Origin of the sequence: Oscillatoria sp. FACHB-1406 (assembly GCF_014698145.1) — a bacterium.
Lineage (GTDB): Bacteria > Cyanobacteriota > Cyanobacteriia > Cyanobacteriales > Spirulinaceae > FACHB-1406.
On record NZ_JACJSM010000005.1, the window covers coordinates 65,703 to 81,294 of the forward strand.

13 protein-coding genes are annotated in these 15,592 nt (G+C 44.9%); 9 read left to right on the top strand and 4 right to left on the bottom strand.

Going from position 1 to position 15,592, the window contains the following annotated elements:
• Positions 1–22 precede the first annotated feature (22 nt).
• On the bottom strand, positions 23–775 hold the full coding sequence (locus H6G50_RS07225) for a DUF4058 family protein (protein WP_190714743.1): 753 nt from the start codon (positions 773–775) through the stop codon (positions 23–25).
• A gap of 141 nt (positions 776–916) precedes the next feature.
• On the opposite strand from H6G50_RS07225, the gene H6G50_RS07230 reads away from it, so the two are divergent.
• Both H6G50_RS07230 and H6G50_RS07235 read left to right on the top strand, forming a co-directional pair.
• Positions 917–1,150, top strand: a complete 234-nt coding sequence (locus H6G50_RS07230; RefSeq protein ID WP_190714745.1) for a hypothetical protein — start codon at positions 917–919, stop codon at positions 1,148–1,150.
• Positions 1,151–1,322: 172 nt separating this feature from the next.
• Positions 1,323–3,416 carry a GAF domain-containing protein gene (locus H6G50_RS07235; RefSeq protein ID WP_190714747.1) on the top strand — a complete coding sequence of 698 codons (2,094 nt, stop codon included), beginning with the start codon at positions 1,323–1,325 and terminating at the stop codon, positions 3,414–3,416.
• Between the two features lie 203 nt (positions 3,417–3,619).
• On the opposite strand, the gene H6G50_RS07240 is transcribed toward H6G50_RS07235, so the two are convergent.
• Together H6G50_RS07240 and H6G50_RS07245 are read right to left on the bottom strand one after the other, a co-directional pair.
• Entirely contained in the window at positions 3,620–5,422 is a 1,803-nt protein-coding gene (locus H6G50_RS07240) for an ATP-binding protein (RefSeq protein WP_190714749.1), read from the bottom strand.
• Positions 5,422–6,399 carry an ABC transporter substrate-binding protein gene (locus H6G50_RS07245; RefSeq protein ID WP_190714751.1) on the bottom strand — a complete coding sequence of 326 codons (978 nt, stop codon included), beginning with the start codon at positions 6,397–6,399 and terminating at the stop codon, positions 5,422–5,424. Before H6G50_RS07245 ends, H6G50_RS07240 begins: the two co-directional genes overlap by 1 nt.
• A gap of 566 nt (positions 6,400–6,965) precedes the next feature.
• Here H6G50_RS07245 and H6G50_RS07250 point away from each other — a divergent pair.
• The 7 genes from H6G50_RS07250 (at position 6,966) to H6G50_RS07280 (ending at position 14,397) form a co-directional block, all read left to right on the top strand.
• On the top strand, positions 6,966–7,760 hold the full coding sequence (locus tag H6G50_RS07250; protein WP_190714753.1) for a glutathione S-transferase family protein: 795 nt from the start codon (positions 6,966–6,968) through the stop codon (positions 7,758–7,760).
• A 110-nt stretch (positions 7,761–7,870) separates the two neighbouring features.
• Complete coding sequence (locus H6G50_RS07255) at positions 7,871–8,515, top strand: Uma2 family endonuclease (RefSeq protein ID WP_190714755.1); 645 nt, start codon at positions 7,871–7,873, stop codon at positions 8,513–8,515.
• A 34-nt stretch (positions 8,516–8,549) separates the two neighbouring features.
• The gene (locus H6G50_RS07260) at positions 8,550–9,191 is read left to right on the top strand and encodes a Uma2 family endonuclease (RefSeq protein ID WP_190714757.1); all 642 of its coding nucleotides are present in this window, start codon (positions 8,550–8,552) and stop codon (positions 9,189–9,191) included.
• A 138-nt stretch (positions 9,192–9,329) separates the two neighbouring features.
• A complete protein-coding gene (locus H6G50_RS07265; RefSeq protein WP_190714758.1) occupies positions 9,330–10,091 on the top strand; it encodes a class I SAM-dependent methyltransferase in 762 nt (253 codons plus the stop codon).
• Positions 10,092–10,120: 29 nt separating this feature from the next.
• Positions 10,121–11,842 carry an ATP-binding protein gene (locus tag H6G50_RS07270; protein WP_190714760.1) on the top strand — a complete coding sequence of 574 codons (1,722 nt, stop codon included), beginning with the start codon at positions 10,121–10,123 and terminating at the stop codon, positions 11,840–11,842.
• Positions 11,843–12,017: 175 nt separating this feature from the next.
• The gene (locus tag H6G50_RS07275; RefSeq protein WP_190714762.1) at positions 12,018–12,434 is read left to right on the top strand and encodes a hypothetical protein; all 417 of its coding nucleotides are present in this window, start codon (positions 12,018–12,020) and stop codon (positions 12,432–12,434) included.
• Between the two features lie 415 nt (positions 12,435–12,849).
• Positions 12,850–14,397 carry a hypothetical protein gene (locus H6G50_RS07280; RefSeq protein ID WP_190714764.1) on the top strand — a complete coding sequence of 516 codons (1,548 nt, stop codon included), beginning with the start codon at positions 12,850–12,852 and terminating at the stop codon, positions 14,395–14,397.
• A gap of 45 nt (positions 14,398–14,442) precedes the next feature.
• On the opposite strand, the gene H6G50_RS07285 is transcribed toward H6G50_RS07280, so the two are convergent.
• Positions 14,443–15,354, bottom strand: coding sequence for a branched-chain amino acid transaminase (locus tag H6G50_RS07285; RefSeq protein ID WP_190714766.1), 912 nt, complete (start codon positions 15,352–15,354; stop codon positions 14,443–14,445).
• Positions 15,355–15,592: the final 238 nt, after the last annotated feature.

The following is a 15,592-nucleotide window of genomic DNA, read 5'->3' on the forward strand; positions in this document are numbered from 1 at the left end:
AAATAGGAGAGCGATCTCTCTCCTACAATTCTATCAACGATCGCACCCACTGAAAATCGCTCTCGCTTAGTGCTGGAACAGGCTGCACCGAATAATCGATCGCTAAATCTAGAGCCGCTTCCTGGTAAACCTGTCCCAAAATCTCAGATAAATTCACAACAGGTTCTTCATCTCCTGACTGCAAAGGAAGCAAAAATTGGGGCATCGATTCGCGCACATTAAACGGGTAAAGTTCAGCTTCGGGACGCAGATTAGCCCGACTGACCAGAATGCGATAGTGCGAAGGAATCGCTTCCGCCATTGGCATAAAGTTTCCCGTTCTCAGCAAATCAATTTCAACTAAGTGAGTCGTACTATTCAAAACCTTTTGTCGCTTGGTTAGGTACTTGTCTCGACCTTCACCAACTCGTTTATTCTTGGGTGAGAGGACTTCTACAACCGTTACCACTCGCCCCGTTTTGACTTCCCGAATCTCCAGATAGCGTTCGGTAATTTCTTCAGTCAGGGGTACTGTCACCAAAATTGGCTTGCTTAAAACACCCGTTGTTACAACACAGCTTGGTTCGGACTCGGGCGTTTGTTGGAAAACAGAGGCATCTGGAATGCCAACCAGTAGAGTATCCAAGTAAACCCGTTTCTCAACGGCGGCTCGATATTTAGGTACTAATAAGGGATTAAGCGATCGCGCCAACTCAACAATCAGCCAAGAGTGAACCTCCGACGATAATGAGGGATTTTCCAAATACGGGTTCATCCCCGGAAAACTCGGTGCCATAATCGCAACAGAAGGAATGAGAAAACGGACAATGGAAAAAGATGCGCTCCATCCCTACTATATCTATACCTTACAACAGTGAAGGCGATCGCCTAACTCCCTCCGTTGTAATGTTCGACCTCTTAACCCGTCAACCAATTGTTGGGCAATCATCACTCTCGGGCATCTTTCCAGGGCGTGCGCCTCACCGGAAGCCTCATCGGGCGACAAGTTAGCGTTACCGGATGGTTTCGACGCGGTAGCACGCCTTGGATTGATGTCGATACCGTTCGAGTCAACGATAAAATCGTCGTTCGCAGCGGCTATCCCGTTTGGGCTGCCGGTTTAGCGATTGTTGCCGCCCTGCGCGCCGCTTGGCTGATTTGGAACGCTTAACTCGAATTCTCTGGCGAGCTTTACGACTATTGAAATTCTCTTGTTCTGGAGTCAGTTTCCCGAATCTTGGTTATCGATCGCGACCTAATAAGTTAGACATCTGGCTTTTAATATGATTTAAAGTTGATGGGGAGGAATACTTGTAATTGAGCGTATGTTCCCCCCAACGTCTATGTCTATCCTGCCTAAGCCCGATCGGCAATTTAATGCTCTACAACAAGCAGCGTACCAACTCTCCTCCTGTACCGACCAAATTTTTCGGCAGATTGAGCAGGAGCAGATATTAGCTAGCATTGTCGATCGGATTCGCTCGTCTCTAGACTTGCAGACGATCCTTACTACCACATCAACAACACTCCGTCAGTTTCTCAACGCCGATCGAGTCGGTGTATTTCGTTTCACTCCCGGCAGTGGGTGGGATGAAGGAGAGTTTGTAGCAGAAGATGTGGTCGCAGAGTTTAATTCAGCAATGGCTGCAAAAGTTTACGATCGCTGTTTTGGATCGCAGTTTGCTACCTACTATGCCCGAGGACGGGTACAAGCCGTTGCGGATATTTATAATGCTGGACTGAGTGATTGTCACGTTCAGATTCTCGAGCAATTTCAGGTTCGTGCCAATTTGATCGTTCCTGTCCTGAAAGGAGAGGAGCTATGGGGACTCTTATGTATCCATCAATGCAGCAATCCTCGACGTTGGGAGTTCTCAGAAATTGAATTTGTCCAGAAAATTGCTGCTCATTTCGCAATTGCTTTGCAGCAATCCGAGTATCTCGAACAGATTAAACATCAAGCCGCCCTGCTCGTTCAAACAACCGCTCGAGAGCGGGCTTTGCTTCGCCAGAAAGCACTCGTCAAAATTGTCAACAAGGTGCGACAATCGTTAGCCTTTGAGGAGATTTGCCAAACTGCGACCAAAGAAGTGCGTCAGTTGCTCGAAGCCGATCGCGTTACGATCTATCGGTTTAATCCAGACTGGAGCGGTGCTTTTCTATTTGAGTCTGTGGTTGACCCGTGGAAGCCTCTGGTGGGAGCTTCACCGAGCATTGAAGATACTTACTTGATGGAGACTCAAGGAGGACGTTACGCGGCCAACGAAACCTTTGCCGTCTCAGATATTTATGCAGTGGGACACTCTGATTGCCATATCGCATTGCTAGAAGAATTTCAAGCCAAAGCTTATGCGATCGCTCCAATTTTTGAAGGCGATCGTCTGTGGGGATTACTCACCGCCTTCCAAAATTCTGCCCCCCGGCAATGGCAAACCGACGAAATCGAATTACTCGCTCAAATTGGCGAACAGTTGGGTATTGCCCTACAGCAAGCAGAATCCGTGCGACAGATTCAAGCTCAATCGATAGAACTTAAGCAGATCCTTGAAGAACTGCAACAATCTCAAATGCAGCTAGTTCAAAACGAAAAAATGGCAAGCCTAGGACAACTGGTTGCGGGAGTTGCGCACGAAATCAACAACCCAGTTAACTTTATCCACGGCAATTTGACGCATCTGAATGAATATGTCAACGATTTACTCACACTGGCTCGCTGCTATAAACAGAGCGATCCTGAAGCAGCCCTAGATATTAAGGCACTCCAAGCGCAAGCTGAAGATCTTGATATCGACTACATCCTGGAAGATTTGCCCAAGACCCTAGCATCAATGCAGATGGGTGCGAACCGAATTCGACAGATTGTTTTATCTCTTCGCAATTTCTCTCGTCTGGATGAAGCTGCATTCAAGGCAGTGGATATTCATGAGGGAATTGATAGTACCTTGCTGATATTGAGGCATCGAATGCTCAAAATGAACAAGGGTCAATATAAGGTTGAAATCATCAAAAACTATGGCGACATTCCATTAGTAGAATGTTATCCGGCTCAGCTAAACCAAGTGTTCATGAATCTTATATCGAATGCACTTGACGCGCTCGAAGAAGCCATTGCCGATGGAAAACTCTGCGCAGATGACCAAGACAACTCTTCGACTCCTACCATTTGGATTAGTACAAGAATGGATGAGAAAGAGCGAGTGGAAATCTCTATTCGTGACAACGGCATTGGGGTAAAAGGAAACAATGAAGCGAAGATATTCGATCATTTTTTTACTACGAAGCCTGTTGGAAAAGGGACGGGTTTAGGATTAGCAATTTCTCGTCAAATTATCAGTGAAAAACATTGTGGAACACTAATTTTAAACTCATCTCTTAAACAGGGCGCTGAATTTGTTATTCGTTTATCAGTTAAGCTACAAAATCAATCGATTAGCTAATATCTTTTTACCCCACCGCTTATCAGCGCCAACGACGGGAGCAGGTCAAACTTGCGCCGCGATCGCCCTCATCCCCCGACCCCTTTTCCCAACCTTGGACGAAGGGGAGTAGCCTCAAAGTCCCTCTCCCAACCTTGGCAGAGGGATTTAGGGAGAGGGCGACAAAAGTGACTTGCTTCCCCAACGACTCTGTAATAACGGACTCATGAATGAATTTTTGCTCGATCGGGTTGCCGAATAGGAAGTCGAATTACAAATACCGTTCCTACTTTTGGTGTCGAAAAACACTCCAATTTTCCCCTGTGTTTTTCAGTAATAATTTGGTAGCTAATAGATAGTCCTAAACCGGTTCCTTTCCCGACAGGCTTAGTCGTAAAAAATGGGTTAAAAATCTGATTTTGAAATTGTTCGGGAATACCAAGTCCATTATCGGCGATCGCAATTTTTATCCACTCAGAATCCACGACGGAGGTACAAATTGTAATTTGATACGGACAATCCGAACTTTCCTGCTGGCTGGGCGGTGACTGAAGTTCAAGTGCATCGATAGCCGATTGTAACAGACAGCTTTGACACCGCATCTTTTCCTCCAAAGCGTCGATCGCATTGGCTAAAATATTCATCAACACCTGATTAAGCTGTCCGCTATAGCATTCTAGGGTGGGTAAGTTGCCGTAGTTGCGGATAATGCAAATTTCTGGACGTTCCGGTTGAGCCTTGAGACGATGTTGCAAAATTAGCAACGTACTCTCAATCCCTTCGTGCAGATCCACAGCCTTAAATTCAGCTTCATCCATACGAGAAAAGTTGCGTAGCGACAGTACAATCTGCTGGATGCGAGAAGTACCGACCTTCATGGAACTGAGGATTTTCGGGAAATCTTGCTGCAAAAATGCTAAATCTATTTCCTCCACCTTAGCTTCAATTTCTGGTATGGGGCTGGGGTAATACTGCTGATAAAGTTGCATGAGATCGCATAAATCCTGGCAGTATTCCTGGACATAGTTGAGGTTGCCGTGAATGAAATTAACAGGATTGTTGATTTCATGGGCGACTCCGGCGACTAACTGTCCTAAGCTGGACATCTTCTCTTGTTGAATTAATTGAACCTGGGTTTGATTTAGCTCTTGCAGCGTCTGTTCTAACTCTTCTGTTTGTGCTTTAAGCTGCTGTTGTGAGTTTTGCAACGCTTCAGTATTTTGTTGAATTTGGGCTGCCATATAATTGAACGCTTGAGCCATCTGGGTTAATTCATCCGCGCCCTGGAGGTGAACTCGGGTATCAAAGTTACCCTGCGCCAGTTGATTACTCGCCAACATCAAGCGTCTAGCACGTTGGGTAACAATCCGATCTAAAAGAAAGCCGACGAGAATGCACAAAAACCCCTGTGTGGCGACGACTTGTAGTGCTTGATGGCTAGCATCGGCGATCGCGCGTTGTTTCGCCTTCGCTAAGTTGTAATCTAATATAATTGCACCGACACGACGGGAACGAAGTTCGCCCGCTTGCGGGGGAAAGACAACCGGGTAAATTGCTTGGATGCTACTGCGATCTGGACGGGTAACAATTTGCCCTGCTCGACGAGTGCGAACGTTCTTCAAAACGGGGACTAAATCCGCCCAAAGCGTCTTCTGTAAGGGTTGATTTTGTAATTCGTAGCGACTGGCATTGCGGATTAGATCGCGTTCGTCGCAGAACAAGGCGACACTTAAATTCCTATCCCCCGACAGGCGACCGATCGAAATCGTAACGCTTTCAGATTGAGAATTTTGGAGATCGGTTCTGCGGTAAATATACTCTAAAAGTTGAGCGGTTGCCGTTGCCGTCAATCGAGCGTGATGAGTTAAATCTTCCTCCACCTGTTTGTGAGCGAGCGAGACTTGGTGCTTGTAGGAAAAAGCCCCGGCAATACAGCCCATAAACAGCAAAATTGCCGGAATCGTTAAGCGTAAAGAAAATAGAAAATACCGAGCAGACATCGGTTGCTCGGGGCTTTGCTTTTTCATCAGCGTATCGCTCGAACAATTCGTTCATTCAATAATGGTTCTACGGGTATGCTGCGGTTGAGCAATCGTTTATCGAGCATGATTTTTAAGAGACGTTGAGTATTTTGCAGTAGAGAGGGATTTGTTTTGCTCAATAACTGGAGATTGGTTTGGCGATCGGGAATGGTGAGTAATTCAAAAGACTTGATAAACTGCTCCGGGCTAACTTGCCCTCGTACAGCCATTTTGCGAGCAGCTTCTTGAGGATTCTGCTGATGATAATCTAACGCCCGAAACCAGCCTTCGAGCAGAGCTTTCAAGTCCGCTTCGCGATCGGTCAACAGTTGTTGATGAACCCCTAATACATCTACAATTTCACGCGGAATCTGAGAGCTATCAAAGAGAATATTAGCTCCGGCTTTGAGGAGGTTGGAGCGAACAGGCTCAAAGGTAATCACTGCATCAACCAGGTTTTGCTTGTAAGCTTGTTCGTGTTCGGAGACACCCAGGGAAATCACTTGAATATCCTCGGGCGATAGTCCCGCTAAGTCTAGCACGCGCGACAATAAGTAGCCCCCAAGCGCATTGGACTCCACCCCAATTTTTCGTCCTTTGAGGTTTTGCAGCGTTTTAATCTCCGGCTTAACCATCAGGACATCAGCACCATTAGAAAAATCTGTAATTAAGATGACGCGAATATCGGGATTCGTTTGGGCTAGCAATAGAGTCTCATCCATTGTCAGCGCGGCAACTTCGATATCGTTGTTCCGAAACGCTTGACTGACTTCTGTTGATGATGGATAGTCCCGCAGTTCGATGGGATGCCCCTGGTAGTAACCCAGATCTTTGGCCAGAAATAGCGGCTCAAATCCCGGCCAAACGTTAGCCCCAACCCGCAGAGGCATTTGAGGTGCTGGGTTGCAACCGAGCAATATTGATAAGAGACAGGCGATGCTTCCCAGTCCGACCAACAAAAAATCAAAATAACGACGTTTCATCAGGGTTTCAGGATATAAGGAAAAAGGCAGTTGAGGATACGGATGATAACGAATTAGGCGGCAGCAGGTTCGATATCTCGATTCTACGGAGCGAACGGGGGTTTGATTTCGAGTCAAGGTCACGCGGAGTAACGCTATACCTTGCGTTTGAGGCAATTTGTAAAGAAGTATTGCAATTTTAGAAAATATCTGTTACATTTATTTACAGTTGGTTCAGCAAAGACGGTAAAATATCTCTCAATTTAGCGTCGCGATCCCGAAATCGTAGCAAACCGAACGAATCTTCTCCCAAATACAGCAAGCTCTCATCGACCAGTTGCAACTTAAAATTGCAACTGTTTTTTTTCGTCGAAACTAATCGTATCGGGTACGATGGCTAGCGCAATCTCAGAGCGCGATCGACTCCTATTCCCTAACAATTCTAGCGTTTTGCTTTTGGGCGATCGAGGTGGCATCGCTGGCGAATCGTCGAGAAAATGATTTTATCGCCTCTTCAAAGCGTTGAATTCTAAGGAAAAACGTTAGAGTATAAAGGCCATTATCCGTATCATCCTCGGAGTTAGGGAATGCTGGAGTTATACCAATTTGAACTATCGCAGTACGCAGAAAAAGTTCGACTAATCCTTGACTATAAAGGATTAGATTACCGCAAAATCGAAGTCACTCCCGGAGTCGGTCAACTCGAACTGGTGCGCCTCTCCGGACAGCGGCAAGTTCCCGTTCTTAAGGACGGAGATGTCTACATTGCCGATTCTACTGAAATCGCCTTTTACTTAGAGCGCAAATACCCCGAACGCCCTCTCATTCCCACTAATCCCCGTCAAAGAGGGTTGTGTTTGATGATGGAGGAATGGGCAGACGAATCCATCGGGTTAAAAGGACGACGAGCTTTTATCGGCGCGTTCAACAAAAGTCAAAATTTCCGCACTTCTTTACTTCCCAACGGTACGCCCGACTTCTTTAAAAGCGTCGTCGGCGCAATTCCAGGGGATGTTCTAGATGCGATCGGTTCGGGAATCGGGTTTGGCGGTACTGCGGTTAAGGATGCAACCACCGCACTCCGGCAAGATTTGGAAGCAATCTGCTTGATTTTGCAGGAGAGTCCTTACCTCGTCGGCGATACGCCAACCCTGGCAGATCTGACTGTTGCGGGGTTGAGTATGATTCTCAAGTTTCCTGACGGGCAGTATTTAGATATTCCCGAAGGATTAAAAGGGAAAGGTGTCCCCGGTTTAGCCGATAATAGTACATACGCTCCGTTTTGGGAATGGCGCGATCGCATCTACGCCGACTTCCGCAAACCCTTATCGGTTGTGATGCCTGGGACTTCGCCGATGCCCACCAGCATCGAAATCGACTAAATTTTCAATCTAACCGCAAATCGTAGGGGCATAGCACTGCTATGCCCTTATGTGGGGCGAGATGGGAAGGGAAATTTACCGAAGTAAAAGTATAAAAATGGCCAATAAAAATGTTATTAGAACTCCAACAAATAACTGTACTGCCGGGACAGCGAATTCTGTTAAACCATATCAGTTGGTTGGAATTTGAGAAAATATTAGAGGAATTAGGGGATAATCGCGGTACAAAAGTTGCTTACAGTAACGGAATTTTAGAAATAATGGCACCGCTTCCAGAACACGAACAAGATAAAGAACTTATTGGCGATCTAATTAAAGCGCTTTTAGAAGAAGTAGATGTTGAGTTCTGGCCCTTGGGTTCGACCACATTTAAGAACGAGCAGATGTTACAAGGGCTTGAACCCGATAACTGCTTTTATATCAAAAACGAAGCACAAGTACGCGGCAAAAAACGACTCGATCTAACAATCGACCCGCCACCCGATTTAGCAATAGAAGTCGATGTCACTTCCCGCACCCACACTGAAATATACAAAGCCTTGAAAGTTCCCGAACTGTGGCGATTTAAACGCGGCAAGTTACAAATTAATATTTTCCAGAAAGATGAATATCTTGAAGTTGAAACCAGTCCGAGTTTTCCAGGTTTGCCCTTAAAGGAAGCTATCCCGGAATTTTTGGAGCGCTGCAAGCAGGAGGGGAGAAATAAAACCATGAAAGCGTTTCGGGAATGGGTGCGAGAAAACGAGCGAGGGTAAAGATATTCAAAAATCATTCAATCTTTGGATAAAAATGTTATTAGAACTTCAAAAAATCACGATACCGCCGGGACAGCGAATTCTGTTAAATGACATCAGTTGGTTGGAGTTTGAGAAAATATTAGAGGAATTAGGCGAGCATCGTTCCTCTCGGATCGCCTATAACGATAAGACGCTAGAAATCATGGTTCCCCTCCCCCCTCACGAACGAGATAAGGTTCTCATTAGCAATTTCATTGAAGTGCTTTTAGAGGAACTCGATCTAGACTTTTGGTGTCTCGGCTCGACAACTTTTAAAAACGAGCAAATGTTGCAAGGAATCGAACCAGATAACTGTTATTATATTGAAAATGAAGCGTTAGTGAGGAAAAAAGATCGCTTAGATTTAACCACTGACCCCCCGCCCGATTTAGCCCTTGAAATCGACGTAACATCTCGCACGCATCCCCATATTTACGAAGCCTTAAAAGTTCCAGAACTGTGGCGTTTCGATCGCGGCAAACTCCAGATTAACGTTCTGCGCGCGGGGAAGTATGTCGAAGTCGATACCAGTCCGACTTTTCCGGGATTCCCATTAAAAGAAGCCATCCCTGAATTTTTGGAACGCTGCCAACAAGACGGGAGAAATAAAACAATGAAGGCGTTTCGAGAGTGGGTGAGAGAGAACCAAACGTAAGTGTAGGGCTGTCATGATTTTTTTGTATCGATTTAGAAAAAGTCGAGATTCTACCCTTTTAAATCAGAATTACTTTGTGAATAGAAAACAAGCTTTTTAACATAAAATTTTAGATAAATTGAATTCTATCTTAGAACGATGTCTCAAAGCGATCGCTACACAATCTGGGCAAATCAAGAAGTTTCGCGGGCGTTTCTCGATGGCGTTCGCGGTGCGATACCCCTCGCAACGGAACAACTCGATATTTTGCTGCGAGTCATCCGCGCCACGCAAGAGCGAGTTGATTCTTTTCTCGATTTAGGCTGCGGAAATGGTATTTTAGGATGGACGATTTATCGAGAATATCCAACTGCAAAAGGATACTTCCTCGATTTGTCGGAAACGATGATTGAGGCGGCGAAAGAAAAGCTCAAAGGACAAGAAAATGCGCGCTTTATCCTTAAGGATTTTGGTCTGTCGAGTTGGGTAGAATCTGTTGCAGAATATGCTCCCTTTGATGTTATCGTTTCTGGGTTTTCGATTCATCACCAACCGGACGATCGCAAGCAAGCCATTTATCGCGAGATTTACGATCTCCTTAAACCGGGCGGTTTATTTCTAAATTTAGAGCATATTGCTTCGCGTGCCGATTGGGGAAAACGCGCCTTTGACGATTTATTTGTCGATGCACTGTATGCGTTTCACCGCGAGCGAGGTTCGGAAAAATCGCGGCAAGAAATCGATCGCGAATATTACAGCCGAGGCGATAAGGATGCCAACATTCTCGCGCCGCTGGAACTGCAATGCGACTGGTTGCGCGAAATCGGTTTTGTTGAGGTGGATTGTTTTATGAAGCTATTTGAGATTGCTCTATTTGGTGGATTGCGATCGCGCCCTAACAATATTACTTGCTCTCAATGATTCCCAACGTTATCAATTATCAATTATCAATGAACATTCCCCTCGGTTCGGTTATTCAAGGTTCCCTCTCCCAAGGCTTAGAAGTGCGCTTGCACGCTGATGTATCCGTAGAAGATATGCGCGTGGGAAAATTCCTCGTCGTACAAGGGACGCGATCGCGCTTTTTCTGCCTTCTCACCGATGTTACCCTCGGTACTGCCAGCAATCGCATCCTCACCAATCCGCCCGATCCCGGTGACGACTTCCTGCGCGAAGTTCTCGCCGGAAACGGCACTTTCGGCACGATTAACATCGCACCCATGCTGATGTTTACCCCCATTTCCCCCGAACAAAAAGAATGGCAACTCGAAAACGGGAACGGAAACGGAAGCGCTAAATCCAACGCCGCCTCCTTTGAAGCGCAAAGTAGCGCCGATCTCGAACTCCTCCCCGTCAAAACCATTCCCAGCCACTTCAGCCAAGTTTACGATGCCAGCGAAGCCGACTTTCGCGCCGTCTTCGGCTGGGAAGACGATCCGACGCGCCGGAATTTCGCGATCGGTCAACCCCTTGACATGGACGTTCCCGTGTGCTTAAACCTCGATCGCTTCATCGAACGCAGCAACGGCATCTTCGGCAAATCTGGCACCGGCAAATCCTTTCTCACCCGCCTCCTCATCTCCGGAATCATCCGCAAAAACGCCGCCGTCAACCTCATGTTCGATATGCACTCCGAATACGGTTGGGAAGCGATGCGAGAAGGCAAAGAAGTCAGCACCGTCAAAGGATTGCGCCAACTCTTCCCCGGACAAGTCGAAATTTATACCCTCGATCCCGAATCCACCAAACGGCGCGGCGTGCGCGATGCCCAAGAACTCTACTTAAGCTACGATCAAATCGAAATCGAAGACTTACGCCTCGTCGGACAAGAACTCAACCTCTCCGAAGCTAGCATCGACAACGCCAACATCCTCGCTTCAGAATACGGCAAATCCTGGATCGTGCAACTGCTCAACATGAGCAACGAAGAAATCAAAATGTTTTGCGAAGAAAAACAAGGGCATACCGGCGCAATTATGGCACTGCAACGCAAACTAATGCGCCTCGATAACCTTAAATATTTGCGAACCGTTTCTCGCCACAACTATATCGACCAAATTTTGCAAACGCTGGATGCAGGCAAGCACGTTGTTATTGAATTTGGATCGCAATCGAATATGCTTTCTTATATGCTCGCCACCAACATGATTGCGCGACGAATTCACGCCAGCTACGTCAAAAAAGCCGATGAATTCCTGAGAACGAAGAACGCCCAAGATCGCCCGCAACCGCTCGTAATTACCATCGAAGAAGCGCATCGCTTTCTCGACTCCAGCATCGTCCATCAAACCATCTTTGGAACGATCGCGCGGGAAATGCGAAAATACTTCGTCACCCTCTTAATTGTCGATCAACGCCCTTCCGGAATCGATAACGAAGTGATGTCGCAAGTCGGCACTCGCGTCACCTGTTTACTCAACGACGAAAAAGATATCGATGCGATTTTTACCGGCGTATCCGGCGGACAAAACTTGCGGGCGGTGCTAGCAAAATTGGACTCGAAGCAACAAGCCTTAATTTTAGGTCATGCCGTCCCCATGCCTGTCGTTGTGAGAACCCGCGCTTACGATAGCAACTTCTATCGAGAATTAGGCGTAACCGCATGGGAAGAGTTATCGGACGAAGAAGTGTTTGCGGCGGCGACGAGTGCTAAGGCAGATTTAGGGTTTTAATTGGGGAAGCGTTATTTCAGCGATCGAAAATCTGTGTTAGCAAATAGATACTACTTTTCTTTGAGGCATTGAACTCACCTACACCTAATTGTGCGAAACTTGCCAAATATATGATTTTCCTGTATAACTAGAAGTATAGGTGATTTGAATTAGTGTTCATTTACTGACTTATTGTATGGATCCTCTGACAACGGCTATTATAGCAGTATCTACTTCGGTGTTAGTGAAAATTAGTGATAAAGCAAGCGACAGATTCAGTGATGCTGTAATCGATAGAACGGGTGACTTCTTAAAGCGGCTCCGACAAAAATCACCTCAGACAGTAAATGCCATAGAATTGGCTAACGAAAAACGCTTAGACTACGGTCAAGCAGTGCTAGAAGTTGAAGCAGCGGCCAAGACTGATGCCGAATTCGATCAAGCTGTTCGGGAGTTAGGAACCGCTGCTTCAGCAGACCCAGAGCTTAGAGAAACAATTAATGCTGCTAACAAAGAGTCTTGGAATGTTGCCAATCGTTCAAAGCTAGCAGAAAAAATTAATAACCTTTACCAAGCTCCGGTTACGATTGAAAAGCAAGAAAATAATTTTTGACTGCAGCTATCCGTCAGGGAGCAGGTAAATCCAAATCTTTACACAGATAGCTTTTGCAAACGCCTAGCTTGGATTCATAGAAATTCTCAAGGTTTGGGTCTAGAAAAGCTAGATCGTTATCACAAAGCTGAGCTTTTGAAATCTATAAAGAATGCTCGTGAAGTACAAAATTCTGGCTTCACGAAATTCGAGATTGAAGTTCTTGTTTTAGTCGTTAGTTACTGTAGTTACTTCACTCAGAACTGGCCTTCTCCATACCCGGAATTTGAAAAGTTTAAGAAGCAAGAATGTTACTACTCAGAAATGAAGAAATTAGTCGCTTTACAAAAAAAGATAAGGTACAAAAATGTTCGTTTAAGCTCCCTAATTAAGGATTCTTGTATATCTGAATTAGTTAAAAAAATAGAGCAATACGATGGTTGATGATGTAGAACGCAGTCCGGAAATACTACATAAATACTTTGACTTGCTCAAGTTGCACAGGACTGGAGGCATAGTAGAACTTCCGCCAGAATTGATAGAGACTTCAGAATCACTAATGCCAATTAACAGAGAATTATCATTAAATATAAAATTGACATCATCAATCAAGCAATCAATAGTATCAGACGAGAACTCAATCAAGTTAATTGGAGATAATCTATCTTCAGTCGATCAAAAAATCGTATTACTTGATAGGGAGGTAGAATCAATTAGACGAGAGATAGAATCAGTTAGTCAAGAAATGGCATCAGTTAGAGAGGCTTGGTCATCAAATAACGTATCGCCTCACTTATTAATTATTCTACAGTTATATTTTCAAGAATTATGTAATAGATTATTAAGAGTGATTTTTGACGACTTGAATAGAGTTCTCTTAGTATTCACAGTTTTTATTATGGGGGGATTGTTGTCTAGGGTTATATTTACTATTGCCTATAATTCAATAGTTATTGCTTTTATTTTTATTTATTTATTCAAACAATTAAATGATATCCATAAAGAATACGAAAAAATAGAGAGACAAAATTTTGTTGATTTAGAGAGAAATCGATTACGACTACAGGCAAAGCAACAAGAACTTGAGAAAAAAGAACACGAGCTTGGAGTGCGTCAACAAGAACTTGAGGAAAAGAAGTACGAGCTTGGGGTACGTCAACAAGAACTTGAAGTGAGTATAGAATCTTGTACAAAAAAACTTACGGAGCTTGAGCGAATTTATGTACAATTATTTGAAGCACGTCAAAATCAGTTTGATAAATTAAAAGACGATGAACGAGAGTGCAAAAAAACATCGCTACAAGACTTGGAAGAAAAGGTAAAGAAATGGCTAGACCAAGATAAAGCTACCCTTATTGAGCGAGCTAGAAAAACTTTGCTAATACAAATTGGCAGAGAAACTGGAGAACTTAATACTCTTCAAACTAGCCAACCTATTCAAAGATTATTTGGAGTGAGTTCCCGGCACGTTGAGCGAATACAAGATAGGATTGAGACTGATAGGGATAGCAATTTATTTCAAAGGAAGGATGTCAAAGGATTGTTGATAAGCAATCGAGATTTCAGAAGAGACTGTGGTCTTGATGGCAAGAAAAGATATGGTATATATGAATTTACTGCTATCTTCTTTTGTGCAAATTTTCTTGCCTATTATAGATGCTATTGGAACTTTATAAGACACCTTACAGTAGACGAAGAAATTTGTGAGATTCTTTATGACACTATTGTATCTGTCAAGGTAAAAGAAAGGTCTTCAACTAACCTCAAAGACCATAAATTAAAAAGAATATACAAAGAATTTTTATCTATTGCTACTATGGATGGCAAAATATTTTCCTTCCGAATAGACGAGGATAGAACAGAGCGAACTGAAACTGAAGGTAGTTTGCGTGAATCTCAAATTGAGGAGGCTGGACGGACTATTAGGGATATTTTAAGGCAAAGGCGAATAGATGTGATGAGAACTAAGAATGCAGATAGCTGATGAAAGTGTAGAGACGTTATCCTACAACGTCTCTACAGAATCGATCTAATCAATAGGGATTGCATAGACCCAATCTTGATAATCGGAACTGCGATTTTCGGTAATGGCGGTTAGCTTATCTCGCAACATTTCCGTCATCGGTTTCTTCTCGGAAAGTTTGTAATTTTCGATCTGTTTGACGGGCGTAATTTTAGCCGCCGTTCCGCTTAAAAATACCTCATCAGCAATTAACAGTTCCGATTTATCGACGGGACGTTCGATAACTTCAATTCCGGCATCTTTAGCGAGGGTAATAATGCTATCGCGGGTAATCCCTTCTAAGATATCTTGATCGCTGCCGGGAGTGATTAATTTCCCTCGCCGTACCATAAAAATATTCATTCCCGAAGCTTCGCAAACCTTACCTTGGGAGTTAATTAAAATCGCTTCGTCAAATCCCGATTGTTTGGCTTCGGTTTTAGCGAGGGAGGAGGTGATATACGCCCCGCTGATTTTGCCGCGCAAGGGAAAACTGCGATCTTCCTGGCGATTCCAGGAGCTAATGCGACAGGTTACACCATCGGGGGATAAGTAATCGCCGAGTTCGAGTCCGTAAACGAAAAAGTCGTGTTCGATGTCGTGGAGGCGGGGCGCAATTCCTAAGTCGGAAGTGAAGACAAAGGGGCGAATATAAAAGGGCGTTTTCGGGCTATTTTGCTTGACAAAATCGATAATAATGCTTTCAATTTTATCGGCAGGTAAGTCGTAGTGGAGGAAGCGAGCGCTGTTGCTGAGGCGCTGGCAGTGGCGATCGAGACGAAAGAGGAGGATTTGGGCGGGGTTGTTGGGGTCGGGAATGCCTCGCAAGCCGCCGAATGCGCCGGTTCCGTAGTGCAATGCGTGAGTCGCGATCGAGATGTTGGCTTCGGCGAAGGGGACGAATTGATGGCGGAAGTAGGCGATGGGTAAAAAGCTCATGGGACGATTTGAGGATGGCAAGCTTGCAATGAGGTTCGGGCAAGTTAAGGTTAATTTATCAATATAGGCTGGCGGTCGGGTTTCGTCAAATATCCTTTTCCTGTCTGGGTACTGATTGAGACAGGAGAGGTCGGCGAGGAATTTCTGAATTTAGGAGAAGATTGTTAAGCTTAAAAAGTCAAATCTAAACCTCCGGTTAAGCTCCACCAACCACAGTACCGCGCCGCCTTTAACGCTC

What these genes read in the sequence shown, in the direction of transcription:
- H6G50_RS07225 (WP_190714743.1), bottom strand. Translation starts at nt 775, where the DNA reads ATGGCACCGAGTTTTCCGGGGATGAACCCGTATTTGGAAAATCCCTCA.
- H6G50_RS07235 (WP_190714747.1), top strand. Translation starts at nt 1,323, where the DNA reads ATGTCTATCCTGCCTAAGCCCGATCGGCAATTTAATGCTCTACAACAA.
- H6G50_RS07240 (WP_190714749.1), bottom strand. Translation starts at nt 5,422, where the DNA reads ATGAAAAAGCAAAGCCCCGAGCAACCGATGTCTGCTCGGTATTTTCTA.
- H6G50_RS07245 (WP_190714751.1), bottom strand. Translation starts at nt 6,399, where the DNA reads ATGAAACGTCGTTATTTTGATTTTTTGTTGGTCGGACTGGGAAGCATC.
- H6G50_RS07250 (WP_190714753.1), top strand. Translation starts at nt 6,966, where the DNA reads ATGCTGGAGTTATACCAATTTGAACTATCGCAGTACGCAGAAAAAGTT.
- H6G50_RS07255 (WP_190714755.1), top strand. Translation starts at nt 7,871, where the DNA reads ATGTTATTAGAACTCCAACAAATAACTGTACTGCCGGGACAGCGAATT.
- H6G50_RS07260 (WP_190714757.1), top strand. Translation starts at nt 8,550, where the DNA reads ATGTTATTAGAACTTCAAAAAATCACGATACCGCCGGGACAGCGAATT.
- H6G50_RS07265 (WP_190714758.1), top strand. Translation starts at nt 9,330, where the DNA reads ATGTCTCAAAGCGATCGCTACACAATCTGGGCAAATCAAGAAGTTTCG.
- H6G50_RS07270 (WP_190714760.1), top strand. Translation starts at nt 10,121, where the DNA reads ATGAACATTCCCCTCGGTTCGGTTATTCAAGGTTCCCTCTCCCAAGGC.
- H6G50_RS07275 (WP_190714762.1), top strand. Translation starts at nt 12,018, where the DNA reads ATGGATCCTCTGACAACGGCTATTATAGCAGTATCTACTTCGGTGTTA.
- H6G50_RS07280 (WP_190714764.1), top strand. Translation starts at nt 12,850, where the DNA reads ATGGTTGATGATGTAGAACGCAGTCCGGAAATACTACATAAATACTTT.
- H6G50_RS07285 (WP_190714766.1), bottom strand. Translation starts at nt 15,354, where the DNA reads ATGAGCTTTTTACCCATCGCCTACTTCCGCCATCAATTCGTCCCCTTC.